Here is a 13,535-nt window from a genome sequence, read left to right as displayed (position 1 = left end):
TGTTCTCCCCGTGTCGGTTCGGCGTGCGGGACGCCTCAACTGCGCTATATAACGCAGCCGGCTGACATTCTCACGTCACCCGCCGCTCACCTCACCCGCGCCACCCTCCTTGCCCTGCCGTTCCGCGAGCCGCCATGGACACGTCCCCGCTCGATCTCGTCTTTGAGCCGCGCCTGCATGGCGAGACGGTGCAGCAATGGGTGTTCCGCCGCCTGCGCCGCTCGGTGATGAGCGGGCGCTTCCCGCCCGGCCAGGCGGTGACCATTCGCGGGCTTGCCGAGGCGCTGGGCGTCTCCGCCATGCCGGTGCGCGAGGCGCTGCGCCGGCTGGTGGCCGAGCGGGCGCTGGTGCTGCTCGACAATCGCCGGGTGCGCGTGCCCGAGATGACCGCCCGCCGCTTCGAGGAACTGGTGGCGACGCGCACTTTGCTGGAATGCGAGGCCGCCGCGCGCGCCCTCGCCGTCGCGGACAAGGTGTTCCTGCGTCGCCTGCACGCGCTCAACCGCGATTCGGACGCGGCGGTGGAGACGAACGACGTCGAGGCGATGATCGAGACCAACCTCGCCTTCCATGGCGCGCTCTATGGCGGGCGGCCGGACAATGTGCTGCTGCCGCTGATCGAATCGGTCTGGTTGCAGATCGGCCCGTTCATGCGCCTCGCGCTGGAGGATCTGGAGACGCATTACCCGGTCGATCGCCATGTTCAGGCGCTGACCGCGCTGGAGGCGAAGGACGAGGCCGGGCTACGCGGCGCCATCGAGGCGGACATCCGCGACGGCATCGGCCATCTCATGGCGCGGCTGGGGTAGGGAACCGAGACCCATCGTCATGCCCGGGCTTGGCCCGGGCATCCATGACTTCGTTGCGGCAGGGGAACAAGACGTGGATGGCCGGGACAAGCCCGGCCATGACAAGAGACCGTCGTAGGTTCGCTTAGCCCGTCGCCTTCAGCTTCGGGTTACCGCGGCGCTCCTCGGCATAGAGCCGGGCGGCGGCGCCAAAGGCGGTAAAGACGCCGGTGGAGAGCTTGTCCTCCCAGAAGCGCCATTCCGGGTGCCACTGGATGGCGAGGTTGAAGCCCGGCGTGTTGGGCACGCGGAACGCCTCAATGGTGCCGTCCGGCGCCTTGGCCTCGACGTCGAGACCGGGCGCCAGCGTGGCGACCCCCTGCCCGTGCAGCGAGTTCACCCGCCACGTCTCGGCCCCGGCAAGGCCCGCCAGCAGGCCGCCGGGGGTGAGCGCGACGTCGTGAACCGGCGCGTACTGGCCGTTAAGGTCGAGGGTGGAATCCTCGCGATGGTCGAAGCGGCCTTCCTGCTCATAGAGCTTCTGGAACAGCGTGCCGCCGAACGCGACATTCATTTCCTGAAAGCCCCGGCACACGCCGAATAGCGGCACGCCGCGCTGCAGCGCCGCGGTGATGAGCGGCAGCGAGATGTCGTCGCGGTGCGGATCGGCCGGCAGCGGCGGATCGTGCGGGCGGTCGCCATAATGATGGGGGCCGACATTGGACGGGCTGCCCGGCAGGAAGATGCCGTCGACGAGGTCGAGGATCTCGTCGATCACCACGCGTTCGGGCGCCATGGCGGCGTCGACCGCCGAAATGGTGCCGGGGATCAGCACCGGCATGGCCTGCGCGCCGCGCGCAACCGCATAGATGTACTTTTCCGTGACCCCGTGCGTGACCTGACCATTGATGGTCTTCACGTCGCTGATCACGCCGATGACTGGACGCATGATGCCCTATCCTGACTTACCGACCTCGTGCCGGCGGCGCGGCCTTCGCCCTGCCGTCCCCCGATGTGGGATCGGCGCACCGCGCCTGTCAACCGGAAGCCGCGGGTCGAGCCATGCAATCGGCGCCGTTCTGGTAAGGAGCCGGCGCAGCCCGGCGGGCCGCGGCACAGAGGGCGTGCGGTTCCCCTTGCCGGCCGGGCGCCAGCGGCTCTAGAAGCGGGGCACGCACCCCGCCGGAAGCTCCCATGACCGAACCTCTGACCGCCGCACCGCTGACCTCCGCCGACCTGTTCGCCCGCCTCGCCGCGCTCGGCATCGTCACGCGCACGGTGGAGCATCCCCCGCTCTACACGGTCGAGGATTCGCAGGCGCTGCGCGGCGACATTGCCGGCGGGCACACCAAGAACCTGTTCCTGAAGGACAAGAAGGGCAATCTCTTCCTCGTCGTGGTGGAGGAGGAGGCGCGGGTCGACCTCAAGAGCCTGCACGGCCCGCTGGGCGCGGCGAGCCGGCTCTCCTTCGGCAGCGCCGAGCTGCTGGAGGAAGTGCTGGGGGTGAAGCCGGGGGCGGTCACGGCGTTCGGCCCGGTGAACGACACGGCCGGCCGCGTCACCGTCGTGCTCGATGCCGCGCTGATGGAGCATGCCGAGATCAACTGCCACCCGCTGATCAACACCGCCACGACGACCATCGCGCGCGACGATCTGGTGCGCTTCCTGCGCGCCACCGGCCATGAGCCGATCATCCTCGCCGTGCCGCGCCGGGCGGAGGAGGCCGAGGGCGACCCGGCCTGATCGGGGCTCTCGAAACGGTTGCATTCATGCACCGACCAACCATGTTAGAGCGGCGCCGGAACCCGCGCTGAGCCGGCGACAAGGATTGCGAGGACGACACCCATGCTGCTGAACCAGCCCGCCAACCCGGCCGAGAACGGGGCCACGCCGGCCGGCGACGATGTCGTGATCGATGTCACGACCCGGAGCTTCATGAAGGACGTGGTCGAGGAATCCCGCACCCGCCCGGTGCTGGTCGATTTCTGGGCGCCGTGGTGCGGGCCGTGCCGCCAGCTCACCCCGATCATCGAGAAGGTGGTGCGGGCGGCAAAGGGCAAGGTGCGCCTCGCCAAGATGAACACGGACGAGCACCCCGCCGTCGCCCAGCAGCTCGGCATCCAGTCGCTGCCCACCGTCTATGCCTTCGTCAACGGCCAGCCGGTCGATGGCTTCATGGGCGCCCAGCCGGAGACCCAGATCAAGGCACTGGTCGACCGTCTCGTGCAGGGCGCGGGCGGCGGCGACATCGCCGACGTGCTGGCCTCCGCCGAGGCGGCGCTCACGGAGGGCGACCTCGTCGGTGCGGCCGAGATCTTCGCCGCCGTGCTGGCCGAGGAGCCCGGCAACCTCAAGGCCCTCGCCGGCCTCGCCAAGACGCAGCTCACCGCCGGCAATCTCGATCAGGCCAAGGCGACGCTGGCGCTGGCGCCCGACACCGCCGCCACTGATTCGGGCCTGGCCGCCGTGCGCGCCGCCATCGAGCTGGAAGAGGCTGCCGCCGCGCTCGGCGATGTGCGTGAGCTGGAAGCCAAGGTCGCGGCCAATCCGCTCGACCATCAGGCCCGCTTCGACCTCGCCGTCGCGCTGAACGCGCGCGGCAAGCGCGAGGAGGCGGCCGACCACCTGCTCTCCATCGTCCGCAAGGACCGCACCTGGAACGACGACGGCGCCCGCAAGCAGCTGGTGCAGTTCTTCGAGGCCTGGGGTCCGACCGACGAGCACACCATGGCCGGGCGCCGGCGCCTCTCCTCCATCCTGTTCGCCTGATCCTTCCCCTCGCTTCAAGGAGCCCCGATGGCGATCAACAAGCCTTATGGCGGCCCCGAGGAGCTGCCGCGCATCATCCCGCTCTTCCCGCTGGAAGGGGCGCTGCTGCTGCCGCGCTGCCAGCTGCCGCTCAACATCTTCGAGCCGCGCTATGTGGCGATGGTGGACGCGGCGCTGGCGGGCAGCCGGCTCATCGGCATGATCCAGCCGGCCTTCGACCCGACCGGGCGTCCGCTCGCGGGCGGGGCGGCGCTGGCCGGGGTCGGCTGTGTCGGGCGCATCACCGAGATCGCCGAGAGCGGCGACGGGCGCTACATCCTCAACCTCTCCGGCGTCGCGCGCTTCCGCCTGCTGGCGGAGATCGAGGCGGACACCCCGTTCCGCCAGGGCGAGGTGGATTTCAATGCCTTCGCCGATGACTTCAAGCCGGGCGCCGGCGGTGACGCGGTGGATCGCGGCGCGCTGCTGCGCACGCTGGCCGACTATCTCGATGCCAACCAGCTTGAAGCGGACTGGGAGAGCATCAAGGACGCGCCCAACGAGGCGCTGGTGAACGCGCTCGCCATGATGTCGCCCTTCGGCCCGCGCGAGAAGCAGGCCCTTCTGGAGGCGGCCACGCTCGCCAATCGGGCGGAGATGCTGATCGCCGTCACCCAGATGGCGATGGCCCGCACCGCCGGCGGCGACGGCGACAACTCGCTTCAGTAGCGGGGTGGCCTCCCGGCGCGGCCGGGGGGCCTCACCTCACTCCGCCGCCATGGGTGGGCGCGGCATGACATGCATCGTCGGCAACGCCGCCGGGGTCGCGTGCTCATCAGGCTCGTCGCGCGCCCCGACGAAGCGGCCGAACACGCGCCCGAAGAAGTGGCCAAGATCGTCCATCAGCGTGAACACCGCCGGCACGAACACCAGCGACAGCGCGGTCGAGGCGAGAAGGCCGCCAATGACCGCGATGGCCATGGGCGAGCGGAAAGAGCCGCCCTCCCCGAGCCCGAGCGCCGAGGGCACCATGCCCGCCGCCATGGCAATGGTGGTCATGACGATGGGCTGCGCGCGCTTGCGGCCGGCCTCGATCAGCGCCGTGGTGCGGTCCGTGCCGGCATGCACCGCCTCGATGGCGAAGTCGACCAGCAAGATAGCATTCTTGGTCACGATGCCCATCAGCATCAGGAAGCCGATGACCACCGGCAGCGTCAGCGCGTTGCCGGTGATGAGCAGCGCGATGAAGGCGCCGCCGACCGAGAGCGGCAGGGCGATAAGGATGGTGATCGGCTGAAGGACATTGGCAAACAGCAGCACCAGCACCGCCAGGACCATCATCACGCCGGCGCCCATGGCGGTGGCAAAGCCGCCGAACACCTCGCCCATGATCTCCGCGTCGCCGCTCTCCTTGAGCGTGACGCCCGCCGGCAGGTTCTTAGCCGCCGGCAGGGCATAGACCTCCGCCAGCGCCTCGCCGAGCTGCGTCGTGCCGGCAAGGTCGCCCTCAATGGCGACGCGGCGGGCGCGGTCATAGCGGTCGAGGCTGGTCGGGCCGGTGCCGAAGGAGATGTCGGCCACCGCCGAGAGCGGCACCGAGGCGCCGGCGGCGGTGCGCACCTTCAGGGTCTCGAAGGTCGAGAGGTCGGCGCGGGCCGCCTCGTCGAGCTGCACGCGGATCGGCACCTGCCGGTCGCCGGCGGAGAATTTGGCGAGGTTCTGCGACACGTCGCCAATGGTGGCGATGCGCACGGTCTGCGCGATGTCGGCAACGGAGACGCCGAGCTCGGCAGCTTCCGCGAGCTTCGGCATCACCCGCAGTTCCGGCCGGTCGAGCGCCGCCGTGGTGACGACATTGGTCAGCCCCTTCACATCGGCGCGGATCTCGCGCTCCAGTTCCAGCGCCGCCTTCTCCACCGCCGCGCCATCCGAGCCGGAGACAATGACGGTGAATTCGCGCTGTCCGGGCCCGGCGCCGCCGGAGGAGCCGAAGCTGAAGCGCAGATCCGGGATGCGGGCGATCTGCGCCTGCATCTGCGTCTCGAAGTGCTTCTGCGTCAGCTTCCGGTCGGCGCGCGGCACCAGATTTACGATGAGCGTCGCCTTGCGCACCTCGCCCGAACCGTTCGCCGGCCCGTCGGTGGAGCCGGAGCCGGCGGTGGCGAAGACGCTCGTCACCTCAGGCTGCGCCTTCATCGCGTCAGAGATTTCGTCCACCACCTGCTGCGTCGAGGCGAGCGTCGCGCCGGGCGGCAGTTCGACCGACAGAACCGAGCGCGACACGTCGGAATTGGGGATGAAGCCCGAGGGCAGCAAAGTGGAGAGCCACATCGAGCCGATGAACAGCAGGATGCCCGCCGCCACGGTGAGGAAACGGTGACGGATCGAGGCGTGCAGCAGGCGGACGTAACCGCGCATCAGCGCGCTGTCGGGCTTCTCCCGGTGGCCGGTGTCGCGCATGAAATAGGCCGCGAGCATCGGGGTGAGCAGGCGCGCGACCAGGAGCGAGAACAGCACGGCGACCGCGACGGTGATGCCGAACTGGCGGAAATATTGCCCGGCAATGCCGCCCATGAAGCTGACGGGCAGGAACACCGCGACGATGGTGAGCGTCGTCGCCACCACGGCGAGGCCGATCTCGTCCGCCGCCTCGATGGAGGCGCGATAGGCGGATTTGCCCATGCGCATATGGCGCACGATGTTCTCGATCTCGACGATGGCGTCGTCGACCAGGATGCCGGTGACCAGCGTCACCGCGAGCAGGCTCACCCCGTTCAGCGAGAAGCCGAGCAGATCCATCACCCAGAAGGTCGGCAGGATGGAGAGCGGGATGGCGAGCGCCGAGACGATGGTGGCGCGCCAGTCGCGCAGGAACAGCATCACCACGATGATGGCGAGGATGGCGCCCTCGATCAGCGTGTGCATGGCGGATTCATAATCCGCCTGCGTGTACTTCACGGTGGAATCGATGAGGGTAATGCGCACCTCGGGATGCGCGGCTTCCAGCGTCTTCAGGTCTTCCGCCACGCGGTCGGCGACGACGACGTCGGAAAAGCCCTTGGCGCGGTAGATGCCGAAGGCGACCACCGGCTTGCCGTCCAGCCGGGCGAAGATGCGCGGCTCGGCGGCGCCGTCCGTGACGGTGCCGAGATCGGCGAGGCGCACATGCCGCCCGCCCGGCAGCGAGATGCGGGTCTGGGCCAGTTCCTGCACCGTGGTGGCGCCGCCCAAGGTGCGCACGGACTGTTCCTGCGTGCCGATCTCGCCGCGCCCGCCGGCGAGGTCCACGTTAGTGGCGGCGAGTTCACGGTTCACATCGGCGGCAGTGACGCCAAGCGCGGCCAGCCGATCGGGGTCGAGCGAGATGCGGATCTCGCGGTCGACGCCGCCCTCGCGCTTGACCTGCGCCACGCCGCGCACGCCCTGAAGCGCGCGAATGACCGTGTCGTCGACGAACCAGGAGAGCTCCTCCGGCGTCATGGAAGGCGCGGAGGCGGCATAAGTGACGATGGCCATGCCCTCGACATCGATGCGCTGGATCAGCGGCTCCTCGATGTCCTGCGGCAGGTCGGAGCGGATATTGGTCACCGCGTCGCGCACATCGTTCACGGCGCGGTCGACCTGCGTCTCCAGCTGGAACTCGACCGTGGTGATGGACGAGCCTTCGGTGATGGAGGAGGTGATGTGCTTCACCCCCTGCACGCCGGACACCGCCGTCTCGACACGCTTCGTGACCTGCGTTTCCAGCTCGCTCGGCGCCGCGCCCGGCTGGGTGACGACGACCGAGACGATGGGCACGTCGATGTTCGGCATGCGCGTGATCGGCAGCCGGTCGAAGGTGAACAGGCCGATCGCGGTCAGCACCACGAACAGGACGATGGAGGGGACCGGCTTGCGGATCGCCCAGGCGGAGATGTTCAGCGCCATCACGAACTACCCTTCACCGCCGTGGCGAGTGGCACCGGCGTAACCAGATCGCCGTCGCGCAGGAAGCCGCCAGCGCGGGCGACGACGCTTTCGCCTTCCTTCACGCCATCGAGGATTTCGACATAGCCGTCGCCCTTGAGGCCGGTCTTGACCTTGCGCAACCGCACCGTGCCGTTCTCCACCACCTGGATCTGCGCGCCCTCGGGGCCAAACTGCACGGCCGATTGCGGCAGAGCGAGACCCTCATGGCGGGCGAGCTCGATCAGGCCGCGCCCATAGGCGCCGGGCCGCAGCCGCTCATCGGCGGGCAGCGCCACGGCGACGCGGGCCAGGCGGGTGGCGTTGTCCACCTTGGCGCCGACAAGGCGCACCTTGCCTTCCATCGGTTCGGTAAAGCCGGCGGGCGTCACGGCGACCGGCAGGCCGACGCGCACGCGCGGCAGGGCCGATTCCGGCACCTCGGCATCGAGGTCAATGGCCCCGTCCTTCACGATGCGGAACAGCGGTTCGGTGTTGGCGGAGAGCACGATGGCGCCGATGCGCGCGGCGCGGGACGAGACGATGCCGGCCTCCGGCGCCTTGATGTCGGTGCGGGCAAGGCGCACCGCCAGTTCGTCGCGATTGGCGGCGATCTGGGCGACGTCGGCCTCGGCGGCGACGACGGCTTCCTCATTGGCGGTGACCTGCGCGGCGGCGACCTTGGCCGCGCGCTCGCGCTGGTCCAGCACCTCCTGCGAGGTGGCGCCGGTCTTGATGAGGGTGCGCGCGCGCTCCACCGCAGCATCCGCCTCGGTCTGCTGGGCGAGAGCCTGCTGGAGCTGCGCCTTTTGCTGGGCGATGGCGGCGCGGGCGCGGGCGGCATTGGCGGCGTTCTGCGCCAGCAGCGTCTCCAGCGTGTCGCGCGAGAGGCGGGCAAGAACCTGCCCCTTCTCCACCCGGTCGCCTTCCTCGACGAGGATCTCCTCGATGCGCAGCCCGTCGATTTCCGGCCCGACCATGATCTCCTCGCGGGCGACCAGCGTGCCGGTGACGGACAGCGTCTCCACCACCTCGCGCCGCGCGGCGGGGACGACGGAGATGGTGATGCCCGCGACCTTTGAGGGTTCGGGCGCCACAACCTCGGCCTGCGCAGGCTCGCTGATGCCCAGCCCGGCGGCGACGCGGTCGCGGAACGCATATCCGGCGACGCCGACCACCACCGCGGTCATGGTGAGGGCGAGCGCGACGCGCCCGCTGACAGAGGATCGTTCGGCGGTCATGGGGTTACATCCGTGGCAGGCGTCGGCGTGGCGCGCGGCGCGAGCATCCGCGCGATCAACTGGGCAATCTGGGGCATCATACGGTCGAGCGGCACGTCGGGATCGAAGCGATTGCGCAGCACGAGTCCATCGCCTATGGCTCCGAGCAGCAGCATAACCGTGTCGGCATCAAGGTCGGCATCGACCTCGCCCTTGGCCTGCGCCACGCGGAAGCAGCGCAGGATAGCCTCGTTCATCTCGGTCTCGACCGCATCAAAGGTCGGCTTGAGCGCGGGATTGCGCGCGGTCTCAGCATAGATTTCCGGGCCGAGTTCGAGGCAGACCGCCGGCGCCTCGCGGGAGAACAGCGCCGCGCCCATGCGGGCAATGCCCTCCACGAAGCTTGGGGCGGTTTCCAGCACGTCGATCAGCGTGGCCCGGGCCGCGCTCTCCTCCTCGATGATGGCGAGGATGATGGATTCCTTGGAGGGGAAGTAGCGGTAGAGCCCGCCCGGGCTCATGCCGGCCTCGGCACAGATCTGCTGCATCGAGGTGCCGTGGAAGCCGGAGCGGGTGAAGCAGATGATAGCGGCATCGAGCACGCGCCGGCGCGGCTCCGGCCGGCGGGCGGGCGCCCGCTTGGCGGGGGCGGCAGCCAGCTCCGACAGCGGGGCTCCCGGACGCTCAGCCAGTGATGGCTTGACGCGAGGCCGCTTGGCGGACGGTACCGGGATCTGGCCAGGGGCTACGGTCATGCAAGGATCCGATCGAGAGCGAACGTTCGTTCGCATCTAGTGCAACGCAGCGTCAGGAGTCAAGAACGAACGTTCGTTCGCATTTCGAATGCACTCGACCGGAGCGTCACGGCGGCGGGCCCGCAGGGCTCAGCCGTAGGGCTCAGACGCCGGTCAGCAGCGGCTGGAAGGCGCTCACCACCCGGTCATAGACCGGCCGCTTGAAGGGGACGATGAGCTGCGGCGTGTTCTCCAGCCGCTCCCAGCGCCAGGCGAGGAATTCCGGTTTGTGCTTGCCGCCGCCCGGCCGGCGGACGTCGATCTCGCTGTCGTCACCGGTGAAGCGCAGGGCGATCCATTTTTGTGTCTGGCCGCGATAGCGCCCCTTCCACGCTTCGCGGGCGATCGGCTCAGGCAGATCATAGGCGAACCAGTCCGGCGCCTCCGCGAGCGGCTCGACCGAGGAGACATTGGTCTCCTCATAAAGCTCGCGCAGCGCCGCCTCGGCCGGGCTCTCGCCCTCGTCAATGCCGCCCTGCGGCATCTGCCAGGAGTGATGCGCGTCGACATGCTCGGCCCCGCCGGTCCGCTGGCCGAGGAAGACCAGCCCCGCTTGGTTGACCAGGACGATGCCGACGCAGGGGCGGTAGGGGAGTTGTTCGAAGGGGGTCATGAGGCAAGCCGTGGCTGGAGGCGCGGGCGGAACGTGCCGCCATGATAGGCGAGCCGCCCCCTCACCGTTAAGACAGCGGCGGCACCTGAGTTGCGGTTAGGTAAACGCTCAGCGGGTGAGCGAGGCCGGCTCGGTGCTCGGAACGACGCCCGTGACGCGGGCGGCATCGGCAGTGTCCAGCTCATCACCGCCGAGCGTCTCGCTGCGGCCGGTCGCGGCGTCATAGACGGTGATGCGAGGATCCCCCGCCGACAGGCTCGGGCGCAGCATGGGCTGATCGACCGCCACGCCCTGCGGGGCGAAGCCGCCCATGTCCGGCGTGTCATGGAAGGACCAGACCGGCTCGTGGCCGTTCCAGGCGTAGCAACTGACGCCGACGGCGATCACCGCCACGCAGGCGAGGCCCACAATGGCGAAGGCAGCCATGTTGCGGGCGCTGTCCTGGCCGGCATCGCGGCCCAGCGGCGCCTCATCGATCGTGTCATGGCCGGACGGCCGAAGCGGTTCGATACGCATGCGAATCTTCTCGGCCCGGACCTTGGCGGGATCGGGGCGGAAAAAGGCGCGCGGCGCGGCGCCGGAAAAACAAAGCCCCGCTCTCGCGAAAGAGCGGGGCTGTTGCCGTGATGTCACACCCGGTCCACCGGGCGCGCCGTGGGCGACGGTCAGTTCGGGACCGCGGCCTTCGGGTCGGCCGGGTAGGCCGCGTTCTTCTGCACGCCCTGGATCAGGTCGATGGCCAGCTTGAGCTGGGTGTCATCCTTCGGATCCGGCGGGACATAGGCCGGCGAGCCGGTCTTCTCGTCCTCGCCATTCTTCAGGTGACCCTTGAGCGAGGCCTCGCCGCGCGTCGTCTCGACGCCCGCCGCCTCGGCCTTCTCCTTGACGTCCTGCGGAACGTCCTGAACCAGCTCGATATCCGGCGAGATGCCCTTGGCCTGGATCGAACGGCCCGACGGCGTGTAGTAGCGCGCCGTGGTCAGCTTGATCGCGGCATTGCCCGACACCGGGATAACGGTCTGCACCGAGCCCTTGCCGAAGGACAGCGACCCGAGGATGGTGGCGCGCTTGTGGTCCTGCAGCGCGCCGGCGACGATTTCAGACGCCGAGGCCGAGCCGCCATTGACCAGCACGATCACCGGCTTGCCCTTTGCGAGATCGCCCGGACGCGCGTTGCGCCGCTCGGTCTCGTCGGCATTGCGGCCGCGGGTGGAGACGATCTCGCCGCGATCGAGGAAGGCATCGGAGACGTCTATCGCCTGGTCGAGCAGGCCGCCGGGATTGTTGCGCAGGTCGAGAATGAAGCCCTTGAGCTTGTCCTCGCCGATCTGCTTGGTCAGATCCTCGATCGCCTTCTTCAGCCCCTCGCCGGTCTGCTCGCTGAAGGAGGTGATGCGGATATAGCCGATGTCACCATCCTCGACGCGCGAGCGCACCGACTTGATGTTGATAATGTCGCGGGTCAGCGTCAGCTCGAGCGGCTTGTCCTGACCCTTGCGGACGATGGTGAGCCGGATCGGGGTGGCCACAGCGCCGCGCATCTTGTCGACCGCCTGCTGCAGGGTCATGCCCTTCACCTCGTCATCGTCGAGCTTGACGATGAGATCGCCCGCCTGCACGCCGGCCTTGGCCGCCGGGGTGTCGTCGATCGGGGTGACGACCTTCACGAGGCCGTCTTCCATGGTGACCTCGATGCCGAGACCGCCGAACTGGCCGCGCGTCTGCACCTGCATGTCGCGAAATTCCTTCGCGTCCATATAGGTGGAGTGCGGGTCCAGCGAGGACAGCATGCCATTGATAGCCGCCTCGACGAGCTTGGCATCGTCGGGCTTCTCGACATAGTCGGCACGCACGCGCTCGAACACGTCACCGAACAGGTTGAGCTGCCGGTAGGTGTCGGAGGCCGCGGCCATCGCCTGCGTCGGCGAGAGAAGAAGCCGCGGCTGGGACGCGCCGACGGCGACCAGCGCGCCGACCGCCGCGCCAAACAGAAATACTGACGTCTTACGCATCATCCGCGTGCCTTTTCGCTCTCGCTCGTCGCCCACCAGGGCGTTGGATCGATCGAGTTACCATCCTTGCGGAACTCGACATAGAGAATGGGTTGGGCGGTTCCAAGGCCGACCGATGACACAAGCTGCGGTCCTTGACCCATTACCGCCACCGGTTCGCCCGAGAGGACGAACTGTCCCAGACCCACGGTTATCTTATCCATTCCCGCCAGAAGAATATGGTATCCGCCGCCGGCATTGATGATCAAGAGTTGCCCATAAGAGCGAAAAGGCCCCGCATAGACCACCCAGCCATCCGCCGGCGCCGAGACCTGCGCCTCCACGCGGGTGCCGAAGGAGATGCCCTTCTCCTGTCCACCATAGCCGTCCTCGGTGCCGAACGCCTTGAGAATCGCCCCGCCCGCCGGCAGCGGCAACATACCCTTGGCCGTATCGAACGGGATGCCCGGCGAGAGCCGCGCGGGGTTCTGCAGCGCCGCGAGCCGGGCCGCCGGGCCTTGATTCGTCTCGGTCGGCGCGGCTTTCGCGGCGTCAGCAGCCTTGCGCGCGGCGGCGATTTCCTTCTCCACGCGGTCGACCAGCTCGCGCACATTGCCCGCCTCGGCGGCGAGGGCGGCGGCGCGCTGCTGCTCCGAGCGCAGCGCCGCCTCGCCCGCTTCCAGCGAGGCCTGGCGCTCATCCACCAGCGCCGCCGTGCGCCGGCGTTCCTCCGCCAGCGAGACCTTCAATTCTGCGAGAGCGTCCCGCTCGCGGGCGGTTTCCTGCCGCACACGCTCCTGTGCGGCGAGTTCGCTGGCCAATAATTCCGTTTCGGCCTTCAGTTCCGGCAGCACCGCGCCGAGCAGAATGGCCGAGCGGACCGATTGCAGCGCGTCGTCCGGGCGCACCAGCAAGGCCGGGGGCGGACGCTGACCGAGCCGGGAGAGGCCGCCGAGCACATCGGCCAGCGTGTCACGCCGGGCGTCCAGCGACTCGCGGATGTCCGCCGCCTCACGGCCGAGCTGGATGAGGCGCTGCTCGCTGGCGTCGAGCTTGCCCTCCACGTCGCGCACCTTGAGCGCGGTGTCGATCAGCGCGCTGTTCAGCTTGGCGCGGTCGCCCTTGATCGCGGCGATCTCGGTGGCGAGGCGCTCCTGCTCGGCGGCGCTGCCCTTGATGTCGGTGTCGAGCTGCTCCATGCGCTGACGCGGATCGGCCGGCGCATCAGGTGCCTCCGGGGAGGACGGCGCGTCTGCCGTCTGGGCGCGGGCCGGGACGATAGCGGCAGGAGCGACGAGCGGCACGGCAAGGGTGAGCGCGAGCGACAGCGCGACGCCCCGCTTCAGCCAGCCATCCTTGAAAACGCGCCCGTGCGCGCCGCGCCCGGTGGAGGCGGCGGGGGACGGGTAAGTGAGTCGGCGTCTCTCGGGCATCGG

Annotated in this window: 12 protein-coding genes; 4 read left to right on the top strand and 8 right to left on the bottom strand. The window is 69.1% G+C overall.

The window, feature by feature from the left end; genetic code table 11:
* Positions 1 to 134: 134 nt before the first annotated feature.
* Positions 135 to 809, top strand: coding sequence for a GntR family transcriptional regulator (locus tag OU996_RS06010; protein WP_267584725.1), 675 nt, complete (start codon positions 135 to 137; stop codon positions 807 to 809).
* A 124-nt stretch (positions 810 to 933) separates the two neighbouring features.
* On the opposite strand, the gene OU996_RS06005 is transcribed toward OU996_RS06010, so the two are convergent.
* Positions 934 to 1,737, bottom strand: a complete 804-nt coding sequence (locus OU996_RS06005; RefSeq protein WP_267584724.1) for a gamma-glutamyl-gamma-aminobutyrate hydrolase family protein — start codon at positions 1,735 to 1,737, stop codon at positions 934 to 936.
* Between the two features lie 245 nt (positions 1,738 to 1,982).
* On the opposite strand from OU996_RS06005, the gene OU996_RS06000 reads away from it, so the two are divergent.
* The 3 genes from OU996_RS06000 (at position 1,983) to OU996_RS05990 (ending at position 4,265) form a co-directional block, all read left to right on the top strand.
* Positions 1,983 to 2,531 carry a prolyl-tRNA synthetase associated domain-containing protein gene (locus OU996_RS06000; protein WP_267584723.1) on the top strand — a complete coding sequence of 183 codons (549 nt, stop codon included), beginning with the start codon at positions 1,983 to 1,985 and terminating at the stop codon, positions 2,529 to 2,531.
* Between the two features lie 102 nt (positions 2,532 to 2,633).
* The gene (gene trxA / locus OU996_RS05995; RefSeq protein ID WP_267584722.1) at positions 2,634 to 3,557 is read left to right on the top strand and encodes a thioredoxin; all 924 of its coding nucleotides are present in this window, start codon (positions 2,634 to 2,636) and stop codon (positions 3,555 to 3,557) included.
* 27 nt (positions 3,558 to 3,584) lie between these two features.
* A complete protein-coding gene (locus OU996_RS05990) occupies positions 3,585 to 4,265 on the top strand; it encodes an LON peptidase substrate-binding domain-containing protein (RefSeq protein ID WP_267584721.1) in 681 nt (226 codons plus the stop codon).
* Between the two features lie 36 nt (positions 4,266 to 4,301).
* Here the strand turns inward: OU996_RS05990 and OU996_RS05985 are convergent, their stop codons facing one another.
* The 7 genes from OU996_RS05985 to OU996_RS05955 all read right to left on the bottom strand — a co-directional run bounded on the left by OU996_RS05985 (position 4,302) and on the right by OU996_RS05955 (position 13,532).
* Positions 4,302 to 7,463, bottom strand: a complete 3,162-nt coding sequence (locus OU996_RS05985; RefSeq protein WP_267584720.1) for an efflux RND transporter permease subunit — start codon at positions 7,461 to 7,463, stop codon at positions 4,302 to 4,304.
* Positions 7,463 to 8,722 carry an efflux RND transporter periplasmic adaptor subunit gene (locus OU996_RS05980; RefSeq protein ID WP_267584719.1) on the bottom strand — a complete coding sequence of 420 codons (1,260 nt, stop codon included), beginning with the start codon at positions 8,720 to 8,722 and terminating at the stop codon, positions 7,463 to 7,465. Before OU996_RS05980 ends, OU996_RS05985 begins: the two co-directional genes overlap by 1 nt.
* Positions 8,719 to 9,456: a TetR/AcrR family transcriptional regulator gene (locus OU996_RS05975; protein ID WP_267584718.1), complete on the bottom strand. Its 738-nt coding sequence runs from the start codon at positions 9,454 to 9,456 to the stop codon at positions 8,719 to 8,721. Before OU996_RS05975 ends, OU996_RS05980 begins: the two co-directional genes overlap by 4 nt.
* A gap of 142 nt (positions 9,457 to 9,598) precedes the next feature.
* The gene (locus tag OU996_RS05970; protein WP_267584717.1) at positions 9,599 to 10,108 is read right to left on the bottom strand and encodes an RNA pyrophosphohydrolase; all 510 of its coding nucleotides are present in this window, start codon (positions 10,106 to 10,108) and stop codon (positions 9,599 to 9,601) included.
* A 108-nt stretch (positions 10,109 to 10,216) separates the two neighbouring features.
* Positions 10,217 to 10,624, bottom strand: coding sequence for a hypothetical protein (locus OU996_RS05965; protein WP_267584716.1), 408 nt, complete (start codon positions 10,622 to 10,624; stop codon positions 10,217 to 10,219).
* A gap of 149 nt (positions 10,625 to 10,773) precedes the next feature.
* Complete coding sequence (locus tag OU996_RS05960) at positions 10,774 to 12,123, bottom strand: S41 family peptidase (protein WP_267584715.1); 1,350 nt, start codon at positions 12,121 to 12,123, stop codon at positions 10,774 to 10,776.
* Positions 12,120 to 13,532 (bottom strand): murein hydrolase activator EnvC family protein, encoded by a 1,413-nt coding sequence (locus OU996_RS05955; protein WP_267584714.1) that lies wholly within the window; start codon positions 13,530 to 13,532, stop codon positions 12,120 to 12,122. The genes OU996_RS05960 and OU996_RS05955 overlap by 4 nt, the downstream gene beginning before the upstream one ends.
* Positions 13,533 to 13,535: the final 3 nt, after the last annotated feature.

This window comes from Ancylobacter sp. SL191, assembly GCF_026625645.1.
Classification (GTDB): Bacteria; Pseudomonadota; Alphaproteobacteria; order Rhizobiales; family Xanthobacteraceae; genus Ancylobacter.
This window is presented reverse-complemented; position numbering and strand designations above follow the sequence as displayed.

What these genes read in the sequence shown, in the direction of transcription:
- OU996_RS06010 (WP_267584725.1), top strand. Translation starts at nt 135, where the DNA reads ATGGACACGTCCCCGCTCGATCTCGTCTTTGAGCCGCGCCTGCATGGC.
- OU996_RS06005 (WP_267584724.1), bottom strand. Translation starts at nt 1,737, where the DNA reads ATGCGTCCAGTCATCGGCGTGATCAGCGACGTGAAGACCATCAATGGT.
- OU996_RS06000 (WP_267584723.1), top strand. Translation starts at nt 1,983, where the DNA reads ATGACCGAACCTCTGACCGCCGCACCGCTGACCTCCGCCGACCTGTTC.
- trxA (WP_267584722.1), top strand. Translation starts at nt 2,634, where the DNA reads ATGCTGCTGAACCAGCCCGCCAACCCGGCCGAGAACGGGGCCACGCCG.
- OU996_RS05990 (WP_267584721.1), top strand. Translation starts at nt 3,585, where the DNA reads ATGGCGATCAACAAGCCTTATGGCGGCCCCGAGGAGCTGCCGCGCATC.
- OU996_RS05985 (WP_267584720.1), bottom strand. Translation starts at nt 7,463, where the DNA reads ATGGCGCTGAACATCTCCGCCTGGGCGATCCGCAAGCCGGTCCCCTCC.
- OU996_RS05980 (WP_267584719.1), bottom strand. Translation starts at nt 8,722, where the DNA reads ATGACCGCCGAACGATCCTCTGTCAGCGGGCGCGTCGCGCTCGCCCTC.
- OU996_RS05975 (WP_267584718.1), bottom strand. Translation starts at nt 9,456, where the DNA reads ATGACCGTAGCCCCTGGCCAGATCCCGGTACCGTCCGCCAAGCGGCCT.
- OU996_RS05970 (WP_267584717.1), bottom strand. Translation starts at nt 10,108, where the DNA reads ATGACCCCCTTCGAACAACTCCCCTACCGCCCCTGCGTCGGCATCGTC.
- OU996_RS05965 (WP_267584716.1), bottom strand. Translation starts at nt 10,624, where the DNA reads ATGCGTATCGAACCGCTTCGGCCGTCCGGCCATGACACGATCGATGAG.
- OU996_RS05960 (WP_267584715.1), bottom strand. Translation starts at nt 12,123, where the DNA reads ATGATGCGTAAGACGTCAGTATTTCTGTTTGGCGCGGCGGTCGGCGCG.
- OU996_RS05955 (WP_267584714.1), bottom strand. Translation starts at nt 13,532, where the DNA reads ATGCCCGAGAGACGCCGACTCACTTACCCGTCCCCCGCCGCCTCCACC.